Origin of the sequence: Lactobacillus sp. B4005, assembly GCF_026536045.1 — a bacterium.
GTDB lineage: Bacteria > Bacillota > Bacilli > Lactobacillales > Lactobacillaceae > Lactobacillus > Lactobacillus panisapium.
The window spans coordinates 347,016-364,743 of record NZ_JAFNOZ010000002.1; the positions used below are offsets into that span (position 1 = coordinate 347,016).

Here is a 17,728-nt window from a genome sequence, read left to right on the forward strand (position 1 = left end):
ATAACCGCTAATCGTTGACTTGACACCATTTTTTACAACCTATTTTTTAAAGAAAATAGCCTAAATTATTAGCAAAAATCACTTTAATATACTATAATATGTTTGTTCCCGAGAATTATAATTAGTTTTTGGAACAAGTTAATAAAAAGGGCACCCCAAAATTTGGGGTGCTTTTTTTAGCTAAATCTCATAATTAATTCGATCATGTGAGGCCTCAGTCAAATCAGCTGAAACTGGAGCAATAAAAGAACCATCATCAGGAAGATGAATCTCGCTTTCTTTACTGCATTTTGGTAATTCAGCTTTATTATACAACCTGCTAGCTAAGGTATCGGCAGCCATTTTCATTGACTCGCGCAAACCTTCGCCTTCAGTAATTCCACCTTTAACATCAGGAAAATTAATTACATAAACATCATTTCCTAAGGGCTTAAAAATAGCTGGATAAGTTACAATTCTATGGCTCATCTACCAAACCTCCTCAATCTCGCTTGGTTTATTTTTACCTATATACCATCATATACCTAAAATAGTGCTTAGAAGAAATAATTATGAAAAAATTATTGTTTATCTTATTTTTTGTTAGATATTTTCCATTTTGTTAACTAGGCGAATACTAGCTACTTCAGGCATTAATTTTTAAATCCAACGCCAAAAATGTTGCTGCACTTCTGCACCAACATTTTTTCTTTAGCATATTTTTAATAAAAAAAGCAATTACTTTTTTGCGTCTTTTTTAAACAAGCGCCAACCACTTAAAATAACAGTTATGAGGCAAATAATCATTGAGATCATGAAGACAACATGCATGCCATAAATGAAAATTTCTGGTTGTTTAGGCAAATATGCGGTAACCCGTACACCCTTAGCATGACTCATTGCAGCAAACAAAATCGTCGTTGCACTTGAAATACCAATTACCATTCCCAAATTACGTGAAAGGGAGTTAATACTGCCGGCAACACCGAGGTCTTTTTGTTCAACAGAGCTCATTACCAAAGAATTGTTCGGTGAACTAAAGATACCACTACCAAGACCCATAATAGCGATGCTCACAATGAAGAGCCAAATGGATGAGTGTAGATTGCACAGACTATAACCGATCTGACTGATTAGAAGTAGTACTAACCCAATGAAAGTAATTAATTTTGGCCCAATCTTGTCAGAGAGCGTACCGGCAACTGGAGCGGCAAAAAGTTGAACTACTGGTAAAATCATCAAAATCAAGCCTGCTTGGCTCGGTGCCAAATGAAGGGCATTTTCAAGATAAAATGGCGTAACAACATTAAAGAAGAAATTCGTGATAAAGATTAATAATGCACACAACAAGCTGACTGAAAAATCAGGATTTTTGAACAGGTTGAATTGCAACAACGGATTAGTTGTATGATTTTCAACATAAACAAACCAGACAAAACTAGCTATACCAACGATTAACATGACTGAAACAGGCATTGCGGTAAAGCCAAGTTGCTGACCTAAGAATACGCCACCAAACAAGGTAACCATCCCCAAGGCAAAGCTGAATGAACCAGTCTTATCAAGCGGTGCATTAGTAAAGGTAATGTCTTTTGGTAGGTAAATTGCACCAATAATAGCAGCAATAATACCGACTGGAACATTTAGCCAGAAAATATATGACCATGAAAGATGGCTTAAAATTAATCCGCCAAGGCCAGGTCCGGCAATCGAACCCAAGGCCACAAATGAACCAATAGTTCCTAGTGCCTTCCCGCGTTCAGTTGATGGGAAAATTTCGGTGATAATTCCATTATTAGTTGCCATCGTCATTGCAGCACCAAACGCTTGCAATGCCCGGGCAGCCAACAAAAAGACTAGATTAACCCTTAAACCTGATAACAGTGAACCAGCAATAAAGAAAATTGCTCCCAACCGGAAAATTCTGATTTTTCCGTGAAGATCACTTAATTTGCCAAAGAACAGAATAAAACTGCAGACTACTATCAGGTATAAGGAAACAACCCATTCCGACTGGCTCATTGGAATATGCAGGTCATTACTAATTACCGGTAATGCGATATTAACAATTGTTCCGTCTAACGTTGACATAAAGGTAAATAACCCAACTGCCACCAATATCCACCATCTATTTTTTTGCACCTTTTGGTTAGTTTGGTAACTCAAAGTTTGTGTCATTCTTACCAATCCTCTCAATTTTCAAATTTAGTTAGGTACCTTAATGATTTAAATTATACACTTTTTTTCTTAGGTGCCAAGAAAAAGTACGGCCACATTATATGATGTGACCGCTTACTTTTATAAGTAGCTGTAAAAGCCTTGAGGCTGTAGGTAATTCAGACCATTATTATTTTACATTTTGTCCAAAAAATGGTAAATAAATTTAGCTAATTCACACTTAGCCGGTATTAGGTTGCAGTTTTTGACCCAAAGAGTTGACGACTGGTAAAAACTTACCGATTAGGTTAAGAATAACTGGGAGTAATGCTAAATTTGCCAGTTAAAAAGCGCTCATTTAGCAATGAACGCTTTTTAATTATTTAGTAAAACGATAATAAGAATTGGCGCACTTCCTGCGGTGATTTAGCCTTCAATAGACGATTAATGTTTTCCTGACTTCTTACAATGTCTACAAGTTGTTCAAGTGCTTTTTCGTGCTCTTTTTCTTTTCCCGGTGAAAGGACAAACATGCATGTTACCCAAGCAGATTCCCCGCGTGAACGAATTTCTAATGGCTGATCAAGTAAGATTAATGACAAGCCAACTTTCTTATTACTATTACTGGGGGCCGCGTGGGCTAAAAAAATGTTATTAGCAATCAGCATATACGGACCGTAATGATTAATCAATTGAACAATTTTTTCAAAATAAAATTGGTCGATGATTTCGTCTTGTTCAAGTAAATTACACCCCAATTTTAAAACCGTCTGCCATTTGAGTTGATCTTTCTTCCGCAAAACTCTAATGTGCTTAGCAGGTAAAAGACCGCTTAACGTAGGCAAGTCTGCTTTATTATTTTTTTGTAAACCTGGAAAAATAAATCTATCTAAGCTAAGCCGTAAGCCCTTTTCATCTTTTACATCTGCATATTCATTAATAATGGAAACCAGGCTGTTTACTGCACTGGTATTATGCTCGAGTTTACGCGGAACTTCTTCACGCAAAAAACTATCAATAATTGTCTGGTCATGCTTAGTTATAACGGCTTTAACCTTCACGTCCGGAATGGGATACTTGCCTTTAGGCAAAGTCGTAGTACTAATAATCAGTTTGGCCTGGTAATTATGTTGAAAAATTTTAGCCAAATCGCGAATTTCAAGTGGTAAAGAAAATTTAATCAGCGGATAAGTTTTACTAAGCTCATGGTATAGCATCGCTGAAGTTCCAATCCCACTTGAGCAAACCACTAAAACTTCAGCCAATAGCGCACGCTTTAACTTATCACTTTCCGTAAACTCCTGATATTCCCGATTATTGACTGAACCAAAATAAAGACAAATTAATGCTACTTCTTCACTAGGCAATTTTTTCTGCAGATAATGTTCTAATGGAGCACATGCAATTGCCGTAAATTTGATTAATACGGGATATTGCCACTTAATTTCATCAACCTCATTGGAAGAAAATGGGATACCAAATTTTACCCGGAAAAAGGTTGCATAAAGATGATTACACAAGGTCTTAGTAAACACGCGGTACGAAATTTGCTGTTCGGTTAATTGTTCATAGCGAAATATTATTTCCTGAGCAATATTACTAATATCGTGGTACAAATTTTTACTAATGCAATCAACTTCGGTTGCTTGGGAACACAAGAAAATTTTACTGAGAAAAACAATTTCACCTTTTAGCTTCTCATTGCCGCCCAGTTTAACAAGTAGTTTGGTACAGGTAGGCAACACATCTTTAGTATTTTGAGCTATCCACTGCCAGTTTTCACTCTGAGCAATAATTTGATTGTGTGTAATTCGCCACTTAGTAAACAACAAAAGGTAAGTTAGTTGCTGAATAGAATTTTCAGAAAAATTTATGTGCAATTGTTGCTGCGTCTTGATAACCAATTCCTTAGCTTTGGAGAATGAATAATTTAAGCGATTGATAAAAGCATAAACGAGTTTGTCTTGTCGCAATAATAATTCATAAACCGTTATCCGAATTGAGTTTTCATCACTAATAATGCGGTGTCCTAAACGCGAACTGCCGATTTTTAGTGCCGGAAAGTGTCGTTTGAGAGCCTTAAAGTCCTTAATAATGGTATTGCGGGAGCAATGAAACATCTCAGCTAATTGATTAATTGACAGATAATGCTTTTGATCCAGCAATAATAAAATTATCTTAGTTTGCCTCTCACGCGCATTTAAGATAGTTTCATGGTTCATCTGCAGCGACGGCAATTTAGCTTTTTTTTGCGTAAGACTTTTCTTAGTCCGATCAGTTAGTTTATAGCCGTAGCGTGGAATATTAATTATTTGATCTAATTTTTGTGCTTGAAGCTGCTGATTAATTGTTTTTAACCAGTTAAAAGCCGTCCGTCGTGAAATTCTAAAAGTGGTTAAGATTTCTTTCAAACTAACAAACCCAGGTGCTTTTGCCAAATAGTTTAATAACTCCCGAGCTCTTGTTAAACTGGCAAAATTGCTTGCCGTCACATTAATCACCCTTTAAATGCAATAGTATAAGAATTTAACAGCCGTGAATTACAAATCTAACTTATCGATTACTTCGTCAATAACTTGATCAATCCCAATGTTAGTTAAAAGCGGCAGACCATTAATGACGGGAATTTTAACCGCATCATTATCATATTGCGTTGTCGTAATAACTAAATCGTAGTCCCCAGCTAATGATTCAATCTGAGCTACAGAAGATTGCCCTAAAGTATATTCATCTGGTGATATCCCCCTGTTAGCTAGTTCTTCTTGCAGCTTATTCATTGCTGATGTGCTAGTAACAACGCCAGCTCCGCATGCAACTAAAATCTTTTTCATCTGTTTTCTCCTTTATCACTATTTATAATTAAAACTATTTCTTGTCCTGGTTAGCAGCAGCTGCTACTTTTTCTTCCGCAGTAATTTTCTTACGATTCCACCAGCATAAGCCAACAATTAGCACAATCCCAATTGCATATGCCGCAATTTTATAAGGTGCGATTTGAACAATTAGCCAAGGATATGGGTTAGAACCGTAATCAATACTTGAAATGAGGGATGAACCTTTTGGAATGGCAAAATGGGCTGCACGGGCACACTTGGTTATTAATGGCGCCAAATTAGTCCCTATCCAAAGACCAATAATGACATTAATGGCCCCGATAATAAATGATCTAAAGAAATCTCCGTGGGTGATTGAAACTATCAATGGAAACATGAAGACAAAGCCGACTAGTCCAATTGTTGGTAAAAACTGGTTGCCCGGCAAAATAAAGGCAAACAACAATGCTACTGGAATCATTAAAGTGGCACAGGCCAAGACGACTGGACTACCAATTCCGACCGCAGTATCCATCCCAATGTAAATTTTTCTTTTACCGGCAAATTTTTTCTGGGTAAACGACTGAATTGCATCAGATACGGGAACAACTCCTTGCAAAAGCAAAGCAGCCATCTTTGGTGTAATAATCATTACCGCTGACAAAGTAACGCCCATTAACATAATTTTGCCCAACTTAGTTGCAATTGACATTCCTGGAATAAAGCCATAAGCAAGAATGCCAATGATAATTCCGATGGCAAAGCCAAGCAATGTAGGTTCACCCCATGAGCCAAATTTCTTATTGAAATCCTTGGCATCCATATGGATTTTATTAATACCCGGAATCTTATCGATTAACCAGTTAAAAACAACTGCAATTGGCACGAACGAACCAGCATAGCCGTGGGGAATGGAAATTCCCGGTAAACCCAAGTATTTTTCCGATAACGGTGCAGTTCTGTCAGCAGTCACCATGATTACAATCATATTAACACTGGCTAAAAACAAACTAAGTACAATATCTTTGGTTAAGGCATAAACTAAAGAACCACTAAAGGCAAAATGCCAAAAATCCCAGATATCCACATCAATGGTTGACGTAGTTTTCGTCACCAACATCAGAATGTTAATGGCAATTCCCAAGGGAATCATACTAACACCAACCGCGGTGCCGTATGCAATCGCTGATGCTGATGGCCAACCGACATCAATTACCTGCAAGTTCAAATGCATTACCTGGATCATGTTTTTAATCGCAGGATTCATTACATCGGTCAAAATTGAAACGGTGGCGTTTAGACCGATAAAGCCAATGCCGACCATCAGACCACCACGTAACGCTTTAGTGAAAGGCACTCGCACGCAAAGTCCAAAGATTAACATAATTATTGGAATTAGGACGGTAGGTCCCAAACCAACAATATACATAATGAAATCAATTACCGGTTTCATAAATAATTCCTCCCAATCTTTTTACTTAATATATTCAGATACAGCTTCGTATAGTTTCTGCTGATCCGTCATTTTCTCTAACCCTTGCAAAAGTTCTTGGTCTTGAAACAATGCCATTAATTTTTGCAGTATTTTAACCTGACTATGTGGATTTTTTAGCGCCAGCATAACAATAATCTGAACATTGACAGTTTCGGCAGTAACCGCCATATTATGAAAGGCTACCGGACTTGCCAGTGTCGCAAACGTAATTGCCGCCTCTTTAACATACTGAACATCAGTATGGGGAATCGCAACTGCAATCTTGCCACTAGGCAGACCAGTTGGATGAATCTGTTCGCGCTTAAGAACCGCTTGCTCGAAATCAGCCTTAACCTTTCCTTGTTTCTTTAGCTGACCGGCCAGAAAATGAAGAGCCTCAGTAGCATTATTTACTTTAAGATGTGCAAAAACTAAATCTGAGCTTAAAAGTTCCATTAATTCACCTCCATTCTTTAGGCCATTTCACCGTTAATTTAATCATTACCACTTTTCCGTGATAAGTCTCTGATGCCTGTAAAATTCAGTGCAACTAATGCACTAGCAGAAGTTGATGATAAGTTAAGTGCTTTTTTCTTAAACCATATTTAGATTAAATTTCGTCAAAATAAAAAATCACATCTAATTGATATGATTTTTCCCTATTATATTTATACTTGTTGCTAACCGTCTTTTTGGTAAAGTTGCACTTTTGTATTACAATTAAGCTAACCTAATTTACATAAAGGAGATCGTGATCATGAGGATTATTACAAGCAAAATCGCTAGATAAAATGTCACTAAAAGATTTAAACATAAAAAGAGGACTACATGATCGATAACACACCTCATAAAACCAAAGCTTATATTGCTGGCGTTAACTTAAATGACCCTAATTTTGATTACTATCTGGCTGAACTGGCTAACTTAGCAGAAGCAGCCAATATGGAAGTAGTTGGCCAATCACGGCAAAACCTGGAACATGTTGTTGCTGGCACCTACTTTGGTCTCGGTAAAATAAACGAAATTAAGGATATGGCCCGTGGCTTAAGGGCGAAAGTTCTTATTTTAAACGATGAATTAACCCCCGTCCAAATCCGTAATTTAGAAAAAATGACTAAGTTGCGGATTATTGATCGGACAGAATTAATTTTGGAGATCTTTTCAAATCGGGCGCGAACCAAACAAGCTAAATTGCAAGTTCAGCTTGCAAGGCTAGAATACGAATTGCCGCGTCTGCATCCGTCAGAAAATAACCTTGACCAGCAACGCGGCGGTGGCTTTGCTAACCGTGGTGCCGGTGAATCAAAACTAGAATTAAACCGGCGGACAATTGGGAAGCAAATTGCCGTCATTAAAAAAGAGCTGAAGGAAATTGCGGGACAAGAAGAAATTAAGGCCAAAAGACGTAATCAAAACCATATTCCCAAGGTTGCCCTGGTCGGCTATACTAATGCCGGTAAATCAACGACGATGAACGGCTTACTAGCAGAATTTACCAAGGAAAACGACGAAAAGCAGGTTTTTGTTAAGGACATGCTTTTTGCAACTTTGGACACCAATGTCAGACGGATTGAGCTAAACAATAATTTTAGCTTTATCCTATCCGATACAGTTGGTTTTATTTCTAAATTGCCTCATAATCTGATTGAATCATTTAAGGCTACTTTACAAGAAGTTAAGGATGCCGATCTGCTAATTAACGTAGTTGATGCGTCAGATCCAAATATGATTCAAATGATTCGTACTACGCAAAATGTTCTAACTGAGATTGGCGTTAAAAATACCCCGATGATTACGGCTTACAATAAAGCAGATAAGTCTGAACGTCATTATCCGCAAATTGAAGGTAGCGGAATTTTATATTCAGCTACTAATCCAGAATCAATTAAATTGCTGGCTAATTTAATTACTAAACGAGTTTTTGCCAATTACCAACAAGTTAACTTGCTCTTGCCATTATCGGCTGGCAAACCGCTGGCCGACTTACACGAAAGTGCTCAAATTATTGCCGAGAATTATCGCGCAGACGGTGTTCATATTACCGCCAGACTAGCACCAGAAAAACAGCAACAGTTTCAAAATTATATAATCTAACTAAAAAAGGCTTTATTCTCAATTACTGCAAACAGTCATAATTAAGAAATAAAGTCTTTTTGTTTTTATATTTAACTAGTTAAAAATAGACTGCTCATGAAGTGACCCCCAAATTTAGGACAAATTTGGGGGTTATTTTTATGGCTAAATTATCTAAGCAAGATAAAATTGAAATCTATCATCTTTGGCATGATTATCAAGTTGGTCCTACTGAATTAAGTCAGCATTATCGGGTTGGCAAGTCTAATATCAATTACTTGTTGGCTTTGATTAATCGTCACGGTCTGGCTATTTTAGACCAGCCTTACACTACTTACACAAGTAATTTTAAGGAGCAGGCACTCAAGCGAATCATAGTTGATCATGAACCCCCTTATCACGTAGCACTAGCTTTAGGTTTAAAAAGTTTTGGCATGTTGTACAATTGGCTGCGAGAATATCGTAAAAATGGGTATAATATCGTTAATAAGCAAAGAGGAAGACCGCCCCATGACCAAAAGAGAACAACTGATCAAACAGGAAAATCATCGACTCAAGCAAGAAAACGAGCGCTTACGCCAGCAGAACTTAAAGCTGACTATCGAGAACGAATTTGTAAAAAAATTGAGCGTCTTAGTCGACCAGCGGACCAAGAACCGCAAGCCCCGGAAATAGCCGTGGCAGTTACCCAACTAAGACGTGAGCTTAAAGTCAGCGTAACTTTTATTCTTGCTGCTATTAATGCCAATCCCAATCTGCCCCATCTTTCTCGTAGTAATTACTACTACGCTTTAAAGAAGAAGGATAAAGATCGGGATAACCAAGAAATAATGGCTGAAATCAAAGCTATTTATGAAGAACACAAGCACCGCTATGGCTATCGGCGCATTACTTTGGAATTAAGACGTCGCGGTTTATTAGCCAATCATAAAAAAGTGCAGCGCTTAATGAACAAGCTGAAATTGTTTGGCATCGTCAGTAAACGCTGGCGCAAATATAACAGTTATCGCGGTACTCAAGGTCCAATTAAGCCTGACCTGATTAAACGTAGCTTTAGTGCGATTTATCCCAATCATAAATGGTATTCAGATATAACTGAGTTTAAGCTCAATGGGCAAAAGACCTACTTATCACCGATCATTGATGGGTGTACCCAAGAGATTATTTCCTATACCATTTCTCGCAGCCCTAATCTTAAACAGACCATGGATATGTTAAAAAAGGCCTGGCACAAGTATCCGGCACTGAACGGCTTGATCTTCCACACCGATCAAGGCTGGCAATATCAGAACTACAGATTTCAAGCATGGCTCAAAAATCATGGCATTAGCCAATCAATGTCACGCAAGGGTAATTCGCTTGATGATGGCTTAATGGAAGGTTTCTTCGGCATACTTAAACGAGAAATGTTTTATGGGTTTGAAAAGCGGTTTAAGAATCTAAATGAACTGGAAGACGCAATCAGAGACTACATTGAGTATTACAATCAGAAAAGAATCAAAATCAAACTAAAAGGACTAACTCCGCTTGAATATCGGAAGTTAGTCCTCAGCTAGCAGCTAATACAAAGTGTCCTAATTTTGGGGTTCATATCAATGATACACTATTTTTTAATAATAGATTAGATATGTGACCTATCTCATTTAATATTAAAGAAGGCTATGCAGGTAACTTAGTATTTGAGCATTTTCTTAAAACACAATTAGATTTTAAATTGAGAAATCAAGAAAAATAGGTAAAAGAATTAATATTGAATTGCTCATCGAGAAAAGCAGGTAGATATTACAGGAACAGCGGGAATATATACATCCATACAGTAGACACATTTTTTTCCGATGATTTAAGGCATCATTACATCTTTACTTTGTACGAGTCGCTCTTTTAAAAAAGTAGTAAATAATGTATTTTGCTATTGTATTTGTGCAAGTGCTTACTGACTATATCAAAGATTGAAAATTTCAATTTTATCTTGCTTAGATAATTTAGCCATAATAAAAAACCTCGAAGTTGTTCTAACTTCGGGGTTTTTATCAAAAAAGTTTTTAGTCTTCTTTATTTAATTATTATTGTTAATCTAGCAAGCAATAATGAAAAAGCAATTTAGTATAAATATTTTTTTACAGCTTCTGCAGGAGCCATTCCCGCACGAATTTTTAATTCCAATTCAATTGCCACATCCGCAATAATTGATTGGGGATCAATTATATTATACGGGTGGTCTGGCGCCTTTTCTTGTGCCAAAGATAACTCGGTACAACCCAGCAAAATAACCTCGCAGCCATACTCATCATGCATTTTGCGCAATATGCGGTGATACAACTCAGCATCAACAACACCCTTTTGCTTGATGTTGTCGTAGATTAATTCAGTTACTAACGGTTGTATTTCTGGGCCGCCTAATTCAGCTTTTCGCCCTACCTTGGCTAATTCATCAACATAAAGATGATCATAAATTGATCCTTCAGTCGCAATTAAACCAATTTTTGTTTCGTCTGGGTAATCTTGCACAAACCGGTGAACAGCAATCCGCATCATATGCAAGAAAGGAACATCGGTTAGCGCTGCCAAGTCATCGTAAAAATAGTGTGCAGTGTTACACGGCATAATAAAGAAATCTGGCTTAAGTTGCGCTTGCTGTAAAACATCTTCACGCAAATTAAGAAAGAAATTAGGTTGCGAATGATCTTTTATATATGCTGTTCTATCAGGAATTTGAGCATCATTGACCAAAACGTAATTTAAGTAGTCCTGATCCTTAGTAATCTTAATTCGGTGATTTAATTGGCGAGCTAAGCTCTCCGTCGCAATCGTTCCCATTCCGCCAAGAATGGTAAAAAAGTTTTTCATATGTTCTGCTTTTCTCACTAATTAAAGTGCTCGTCTTGTCCTTCTAACTCGTTAATTATTTGCTGAGCAACAGTAATATCTGAAGGATAAGGGGTATTAATACCACGTACTTTCTGGAAGCCATCTTCGCCCTTGCCACAGACTAAGACAACATCACCTTTTTTCGCCATGCTGATTGCATCGTGAATGGCCTTTTGCCTGTCAAGTTCAATTGTTACATCCACTTTTGAATGATCGATACCAGCATCAATTTCCTGGCAAATTTCTAGTGGATCCTCAAAGCCGGGATCATCAGTAGTCAAGAAGGCCTTGTCGGCGTACGCATTCAAGCTTTTACTAAAACCGGGACGGCGAGAAACGCCTTTATCTCCAGGTGCACCGACAACCACAATGATTTTTGGATTATCAAATTCACGTTGCATGAAGCCCATCAGTGCCATCATTGAGGCTTCATTGTGCGCATAATCAACTACTACCACACCATGGTCCTTAGTTACTTCTGTCTGCATTCTTCCGGGAACACTAACATTGCGAATGCCCCTAGCAGCAGCATCATGTTCCATTCCAGCTAAGCCTGCACCAATCACAGCAGCTGTTCCGTTGGACTCATTAAAATCACCCAACATCTTTAGCTCGTAATCACCCGCAATTTTTAGCTTTTTAGCTTGGTCACTGATACATGAAACTTTGAACTTAGTCCGTGCCATATCAAGTTCTTCAGAAGAATACCGGAAATCAATTATTTGCGGTAAAGCAGGATTTTCAAACTTCTCATCAGCAAATAAATAAATGCTGTCAGGATCAGTCGTAGTGGTAGCTGCCGCATAAACTTCGTTAAAGTGCGCAGTTTGTGCATTGATTATACACTTACGTGCATTAACCAATAACTGCAGCTTGCAGTGTAAGTAATCCGCAAAATTAGGATGCTCGTTTGGACCAATATGATCTGGAGAAATATTCAAGAAGAACCCGAGATCATAAGTTAGGCCAAATACCCGGTTACGTTTATAAGCTTGACTAGAAACTTCCATTACTAAATGAGTCATGCCATTATCAACTGCATTACGCATGTCACGGAACAAATCAAGAGATTCTGGTGTGGTCAGGCTAGACTTGAATGTATCTTCTGGTTTTTGCCCCACAACATTATTAACGGAAGAAATTAATGCCGTTCTGCCGCCATTAACTTGGTCAAGCATCCCCTTTAAAAAGTATGCCGTCGTTGTCTTACCCTTAGTTCCAGTAATGGCAATTACATATAAATCATCCTGTGGAAACCGGAAGAATGCTGCCGATAACAAGGCCATTGCTTTGGCAACATCACGTACAATCAAGGCGTGCATCCCTTTTCCTTCCGGATAAGGCTGTTCAGCAACATAACAATTAGCACCGTTATCTTTTGCCATTGATAAATAAGTTGGTCGAAAACCTGCTCCTTTGCAGAAGAACAAGGTATTAGTTTGGATATCACGTGAATCATAGGAAACATATTCCATCCGCGTAATCACCGTATCTTGAACTGCACTAGACTTAAGCAGGTGATGTTCTTTTAAAATTAAAATACAGGTATTTAAAGAAATACTCATGCTATACCCCTCTATTAGTTATCTAGTCAAAATTATATCACAGCTAGGCGTGAGTTTTTGCATTCTTTGGATCTAATGGCAAACAAATGATAAAACGTGTCCAATTATCATCTGATTCGCAGTGAATTTTGCCATGATGCAAGTCGACAATACTCTTAGTAATCGAGAGCCCGAGCCCAGTTCCCCCAGTTTTGGTATTTCGGGAAGTCTCCATCCGGTAAAAACGCTCAAAAATTTTTTTTAATGATTCTTCTGGAATGCGTGCACCGTTATTTTCTACCCGCAGTTCAACTTCGTTGTTATTGACTAAATTAGCTATCAAGTTAATTTGCGTTGCCCCAGTACCATATTTTAAAGCATTAGAAATCAAGTTATTATAGACTCTAACAAGCTTTTCTGGGTCGGCTTGAATTGTTAGGTCCTTAGGTCTTGTTTCAATATTAAAAATAATTCCCTTTTCATCCGCTTCAAATTCAAAGCCAGCAGCCACTTGTTCTAGCATCGAAAAGATGTGTAAAGAAGATAAACTAAGCTTAGTACTAGTTGACTTAAGTGTCGTATATTCAAGCAGGTCATGAGCAAGTGATTTCATTTGCTCGGCTTTCATGTACGCAATATTGAGGTATCTTTGCTGGTCTTCAGGATCTGAGACCCCTGATTTCAATAAGCCCAAATAGCCAATAATTGAGGTTAGCGGTGTTCTAATATCATGAGAAACATTACTAATTAATTCATCTTTGGACTTTTCAATCGTTCTTTCTTCATTAATAGCAGTTACCGTACTATCAACTAGCGAATTAATTGAGTCGATAACTTTTTGCAGGTCTGTTTTCACTTTAAAAGAAATGGTGTGATCAAAATGACCCTGAGCAATATAATGCAGTTCTGAAATAACGTGACGCAGCTGCATCTGGTGATAACGCCTGATGAGTCGCCAATAAAGGACAATTAAATCCCCAATACCCATAATCACCAAAAAGGTGTTTTGCCAAGACCAGAGATGCCGTCCGCCAGCAAAAGTAATTGTTTTCTTTAAAAAATAAATACCGTTTACCAAGTTTTTATTTTGCAGAATGGTCAGATTGATTAAAATAACGATTGATAAATTGAGCAGCAACAATAATACAACCGTAATTACGCCTTCAGCGAAAAGTTCACTTTTTTCCGCGGCTGTTAACTTGACACGTTCTTTTTTCATTTAGCTAAGCCTCAACCTTATAGCCTACGCCCCAAACAGTTTGGATTACATCTTCGCCACCAGTTGCTTTTTGAATCTTGTCACGCAAGTGCGAAACGTGAACCATGACCGTTTTGGCAGAAACAATGGATTCTTGCTGCCAAACACGTTCAAATATTTCATCGGCTGAAAATACCCGGTTAGGGTGACTGGCAAGTAAATATAAAATTCCAAATTCCAGTGCCGTCAACTGAATATCCTTACCGTCAATCGTTTTCACCTCATGTGAATCACGGTTAATAATGAGCGGTCCAATTTCAAGAACATCAGGTTCATCATCTTTAACCTGCTTTTGACTTCGACGTAACAGTGAACGTACACGGGCCATTACCTCTAACGGATTAAATGGTTTGGAAACATAGTCATCGGCACCAGTAATTAGTCCCTGGATTTTATCCATGTCGCCGGTCTTAGCGGAAACGATAATAATCGGAATATCCGAGTCTTTCCGAACTTCCTTAATTACATCAATTCCACTCATGCTAGGCATCATTACGTCCAAAATCATTAGAGCAATGTCAGGAGTAGTAGTGAGCTTAGTAATGGCTTCTTTGCCGCTATAAGCTACAACAGGGGTATAACCTTCATTTTTAAGGTAAATACTTAATAATTCAACGATTTCTTTATCGTCATCAACTACTAAAATTTTCATCGGGCATATTCCCTTCTTTAATTTTTTTTGTTAGATTTATCTAAATTTTTTTCGTTTTATTTTTGCTAACTATAGTGTAGCAGACTCTTTGCCATCTATTTTAGCCAATTATCTGATAATCACCTAATATTCAAGCATAACTTATCTTTTTATTAAAAAAGTTGGACAACCTGGTCCAACTTAGCTAGTTAAAATCATTTATTCCACTCAAATACCTGATAATCCATTGCCGGTCAATATAGCCCAGTACTTCATGATTCGAATTTTGAACAGCAATTGCTGGATGGTCGCTTAAAAGAGCTAATAAGTTAGCTAATTTATCATCAACACTAATTACAGGCGCCGCTTTAGTACTATCTCCTTGCTCCTCTTTAAGTGCATTAAACAGGATTGCTTGACGCACAGGCGTTTCGTATAAATCTTTGCCAAGACTTCCCTGGAAGAATTCGCGGACAAACTGGTTAGCAGGATGACGCAGAATCTCTTGCGGCTCAGCAACTTGCAATAAATTGCCATCTTTCATAACACCAATTCGGTCAGCCAGTTTAAGTGCTTCACTCATATCATGTGTAACAAAAACAATGGTATTATGCAGCTCCCGGTGAAGCTTAATAACAAGATCTTGGAGATTAGTCCGCGACAATGGATCAAGGGCACTAAAGGGCTCATCCATTAACACAATTGGCGGCTTAAAAGCAATTGCCCGTAAGATTCCAATCCGTTGCTGCTCACCACCAGATAGTTCTCGCGGATAGCGATCATAGTAGTTATCTGGATCGAGGTTGACTTGCTTTAATAAATTGCGTACCTTTTCGCGTTGCTCTTGTTCTTTACCCTTCACTTCGCCCTTGATTTCAGGAATTAAAGCAATATTCTCAGCAACAGTCATATTAGGAAAAAGGGCAATTTGCTGCAGCACGTAACCAATGTTCCACCGCAATCTTTGAACATTATAATCAGTGGTGGGCTGATCATTAACTAGTACCCTACCGGAACTAGGGTCCTCCAACCGGTTAATCATTTTAATTGAAGTCGTTTTGCCACTACCGGAATTACCTACCAGAACAAATAGCTCGCCTTGCTGAATGTCTAAATTGAAATCATTAACTACCACTTGATCAGCAAAGGCTTTTTTTACATGTTCAAATTTAATTGCTGTTGTCATGGCTAGTTCTCCTTAATTAAATGATGTCGCACTAGATATTTATGGGCTACTTGGCTTGGATCCGCATTTTTGACGTTCACTTCATAATTCATTTCCTGCATTTCTTTTTCCGTAATTCTGCCTGCCAGTTTGTTCAAACTGGCTACAATCTGTGGGTGCCGTTTAGCAAAATCAGACCGCATGAGTGGTGCCCCCTGATAGATTGGGAAGTTATGCTTATCATCTTTTAAAATATTTAAGTGATATTGCCGCAGTTCACTATCAGTGGAATATGCGTCAACAATATTAACTTTTCCCTGCTCAATTGCCTGGTAGCGCAGTGCCGGTTCCATCGATTTAACCGGGAAATTAATCTGGTAAAGCTTTTTAATACCCTTAAAGCCATCACCACGATCAATAAATTCCATGGTCATTCCACCCTTTAACTGGTTCTGAATGTTTGCTAAATCACTGATTGTCTTTAGCTGGTGTTTTTTCATAAAACTGGCTTTAACCGCGAGCGCATAAGTATTATCGTAGGCCATTGGCTTAAGCAAAGTAAGGTTATCTTGCTTAGCAAGAATTGCACGCGCTTGCTGATAAGTTTGCTTTTCGGTTAAATTAGTCGTCGTGACCGGCTTTTTGGCTAAAGTTTCCAGTACTGTTCCGGTAAATTCCGGATAAATATCAATTTTGTCATTTTTAAGTGCACTAAACAAAAAAGTTGTCTTCCCAAAATTGGGCTTAAGGGTTACTTTGACGTGCTTATCACCGTCTTCAATCAATTCTTTGTACATATTAATTAAGATTTCTGGTTCTGCACCTAATTTACCGGCAATCGTCACCGTTTCCGTCTGGCTATTGATTGTTTGATAAACACCTGAACCGACCAAAAAAAGCAGGCAGACGCCGAAAACACCAAGGGTGGTTCTAATTGAGGCATGTTCAAGCCACTTGATTAGCGCACTTAAAGTGATTGCCAATAGGCCGGAACAAACAGCACCGATAATGATTAAGGCAGTGTTATTGCGATCAATTCCTAGTAAGATAAAACTTCCTAATCCACCTGCACCAATTAACGCAGCCATCGTTGCTGTCCCGATGATTAAAACTAGCGCAGTCCGAATTCCCGAAATAATTGTTGGCATCGCAAGCGGCAATTCAACCTTGGTCAGTTTTTGCAGTCTAGACATCCCAAAAGCATTGGCAGCTTCTTCAAGCGCGGGATCAATGCCGGTTAGTCCAACATAAGTATTTTGAAAAATTGGCAACAGGGCATAAACAACTAAGGCAATCACTGCCGGAACCGTGCCAATCCCAACTAACGGAATCAAAAGACCTAAAAGGGCTAAGGACGGAATTGTTTGTAAGATACTGGTTAACTGTAATAAAAATTCAGCCGCCTTTTTATGCTTAGTTGCCCAAAAGGCAAGCGGCATTGCTATCAACATTGCTAATAACAATGATACTAACGATATTTGTAAGTGCTGCAACAGGGCAACCCATAAATCTCCCCGGCGATCATTGAGGATTTGTATAATTTGGTTCATTGATAATTTCCTTTTTACTCAGCACTGCACTAGTTAACGGCTAAATCATTGCTAGGTAGCACTTTAACCGCAATAACACGTTAACGTAAATTTATTCTTTTATTACAATAACACAAACTGATGTTTTCATCTAAAAATGTGCTCTGATTAGATATTTTTTAGTAGAAAGTTAATTTTACTTTGTTAGCCTTAAGCTTCTTTAACCTTGCTCGCGTA

The 17,728-nt window shown here is 38.1% G+C and carries 14 protein-coding genes; 2 read left to right on the forward strand and 12 right to left on the reverse strand.

The genetic code is table 11. The features are described 5' to 3' along the window. Nucleotides 1-180: 180 nt before the first annotated feature. The 6 genes from J3U73_RS06105 to J3U73_RS06130 form a co-directional block, all read right to left on the reverse strand. A complete protein-coding gene (locus J3U73_RS06105; protein ID WP_220268523.1) occupies nt 181-468 on the reverse strand; it encodes a type II toxin-antitoxin system HicB family antitoxin in 288 nt (95 codons plus the stop codon). Between the two features lie 249 nt (nt 469-717). Then, nucleotides 718-2,157 (reverse strand): MFS transporter, encoded by a 1,440-nt coding sequence (locus J3U73_RS06110; protein ID WP_267409863.1) that lies wholly within the window; start codon nt 2,155-2,157, stop codon nt 718-720. Nucleotides 2,158-2,519: 362 nt separating this feature from the next. Further along, nucleotides 2,520-4,574 carry a BglG family transcription antiterminator gene (locus J3U73_RS06115; RefSeq protein WP_267409864.1) on the reverse strand — a complete coding sequence of 685 codons (2,055 nt, stop codon included), beginning with the start codon at nt 4,572-4,574 and terminating at the stop codon, nt 2,520-2,522. 102 nt (nt 4,575-4,676) lie between these two features. Continuing rightward, nucleotides 4,677-4,967 carry a PTS sugar transporter subunit IIB gene (locus J3U73_RS06120; RefSeq protein ID WP_220268526.1) on the reverse strand — a complete coding sequence of 97 codons (291 nt, stop codon included), beginning with the start codon at nt 4,965-4,967 and terminating at the stop codon, nt 4,677-4,679. 34 nt (nt 4,968-5,001) lie between these two features. Beyond that, nucleotides 5,002-6,402, reverse strand: a complete 1,401-nt coding sequence (locus J3U73_RS06125; RefSeq protein WP_220268527.1) for a PTS galactitol transporter subunit IIC — start codon at nt 6,400-6,402, stop codon at nt 5,002-5,004. A 21-nt stretch (nt 6,403-6,423) separates the two neighbouring features. Further along, nucleotides 6,424-6,879 carry a PTS sugar transporter subunit IIA gene (locus J3U73_RS06130; protein ID WP_220268528.1) on the reverse strand — a complete coding sequence of 152 codons (456 nt, stop codon included), beginning with the start codon at nt 6,877-6,879 and terminating at the stop codon, nt 6,424-6,426. Between the two features lie 372 nt (nt 6,880-7,251). Here J3U73_RS06130 and hflX point away from each other — a divergent pair, with 372 nt between their 5' ends. Continuing rightward, the gene (gene hflX / locus J3U73_RS06135; RefSeq protein WP_267409866.1) at nt 7,252-8,517 is read left to right on the forward strand and encodes a GTPase HflX; all 1,266 of its coding nucleotides are present in this window, start codon (nt 7,252-7,254) and stop codon (nt 8,515-8,517) included. A 140-nt stretch (nt 8,518-8,657) separates the two neighbouring features. Further along, the gene (locus tag J3U73_RS06140; protein ID WP_323848372.1) at nt 8,658-10,052 is read left to right on the forward strand and encodes an IS3 family transposase; all 1,395 of its coding nucleotides are present in this window, start codon (nt 8,658-8,660) and stop codon (nt 10,050-10,052) included. Between the two features lie 544 nt (nt 10,053-10,596). Here J3U73_RS06140 and J3U73_RS06145 read toward each other — a convergent pair. From J3U73_RS06145 to J3U73_RS06170, 6 genes are all read right to left on the reverse strand, one after another. Beyond that, nucleotides 10,597-11,343: an aspartate/glutamate racemase family protein gene (locus J3U73_RS06145; protein ID WP_267409867.1), complete on the reverse strand. Its 747-nt coding sequence runs from the start codon at nt 11,341-11,343 to the stop codon at nt 10,597-10,599. Nucleotides 11,344-11,360: 17 nt separating this feature from the next. Then, nucleotides 11,361-12,929: a UDP-N-acetylmuramoyl-L-alanyl-D-glutamate--2,6-diaminopimelate ligase gene (locus J3U73_RS06150; protein ID WP_220269074.1), complete on the reverse strand. Its 1,569-nt coding sequence runs from the start codon at nt 12,927-12,929 to the stop codon at nt 11,361-11,363. A 43-nt stretch (nt 12,930-12,972) separates the two neighbouring features. Next, complete coding sequence (locus tag J3U73_RS06155) at nt 12,973-14,127, reverse strand: sensor histidine kinase (RefSeq protein WP_220220650.1); 1,155 nt, start codon at nt 14,125-14,127, stop codon at nt 12,973-12,975. Between the two features lie 4 nt (nt 14,128-14,131). Next, nucleotides 14,132-14,818: a response regulator transcription factor gene (locus J3U73_RS06160; RefSeq protein ID WP_103752875.1), complete on the reverse strand. Its 687-nt coding sequence runs from the start codon at nt 14,816-14,818 to the stop codon at nt 14,132-14,134. A gap of 184 nt (nt 14,819-15,002) precedes the next feature. Further along, nucleotides 15,003-15,983, reverse strand: coding sequence for an ABC transporter ATP-binding protein (locus J3U73_RS06165; RefSeq protein WP_267409868.1), 981 nt, complete (start codon nt 15,981-15,983; stop codon nt 15,003-15,005). Nucleotides 15,984-15,985: 2 nt separating this feature from the next. Continuing rightward, nucleotides 15,986-17,512: an ABC transporter permease/substrate-binding protein gene (locus tag J3U73_RS06170; RefSeq protein WP_267409869.1), complete on the reverse strand. Its 1,527-nt coding sequence runs from the start codon at nt 17,510-17,512 to the stop codon at nt 15,986-15,988. Nucleotides 17,513-17,728 lie beyond the last annotated feature (216 nt).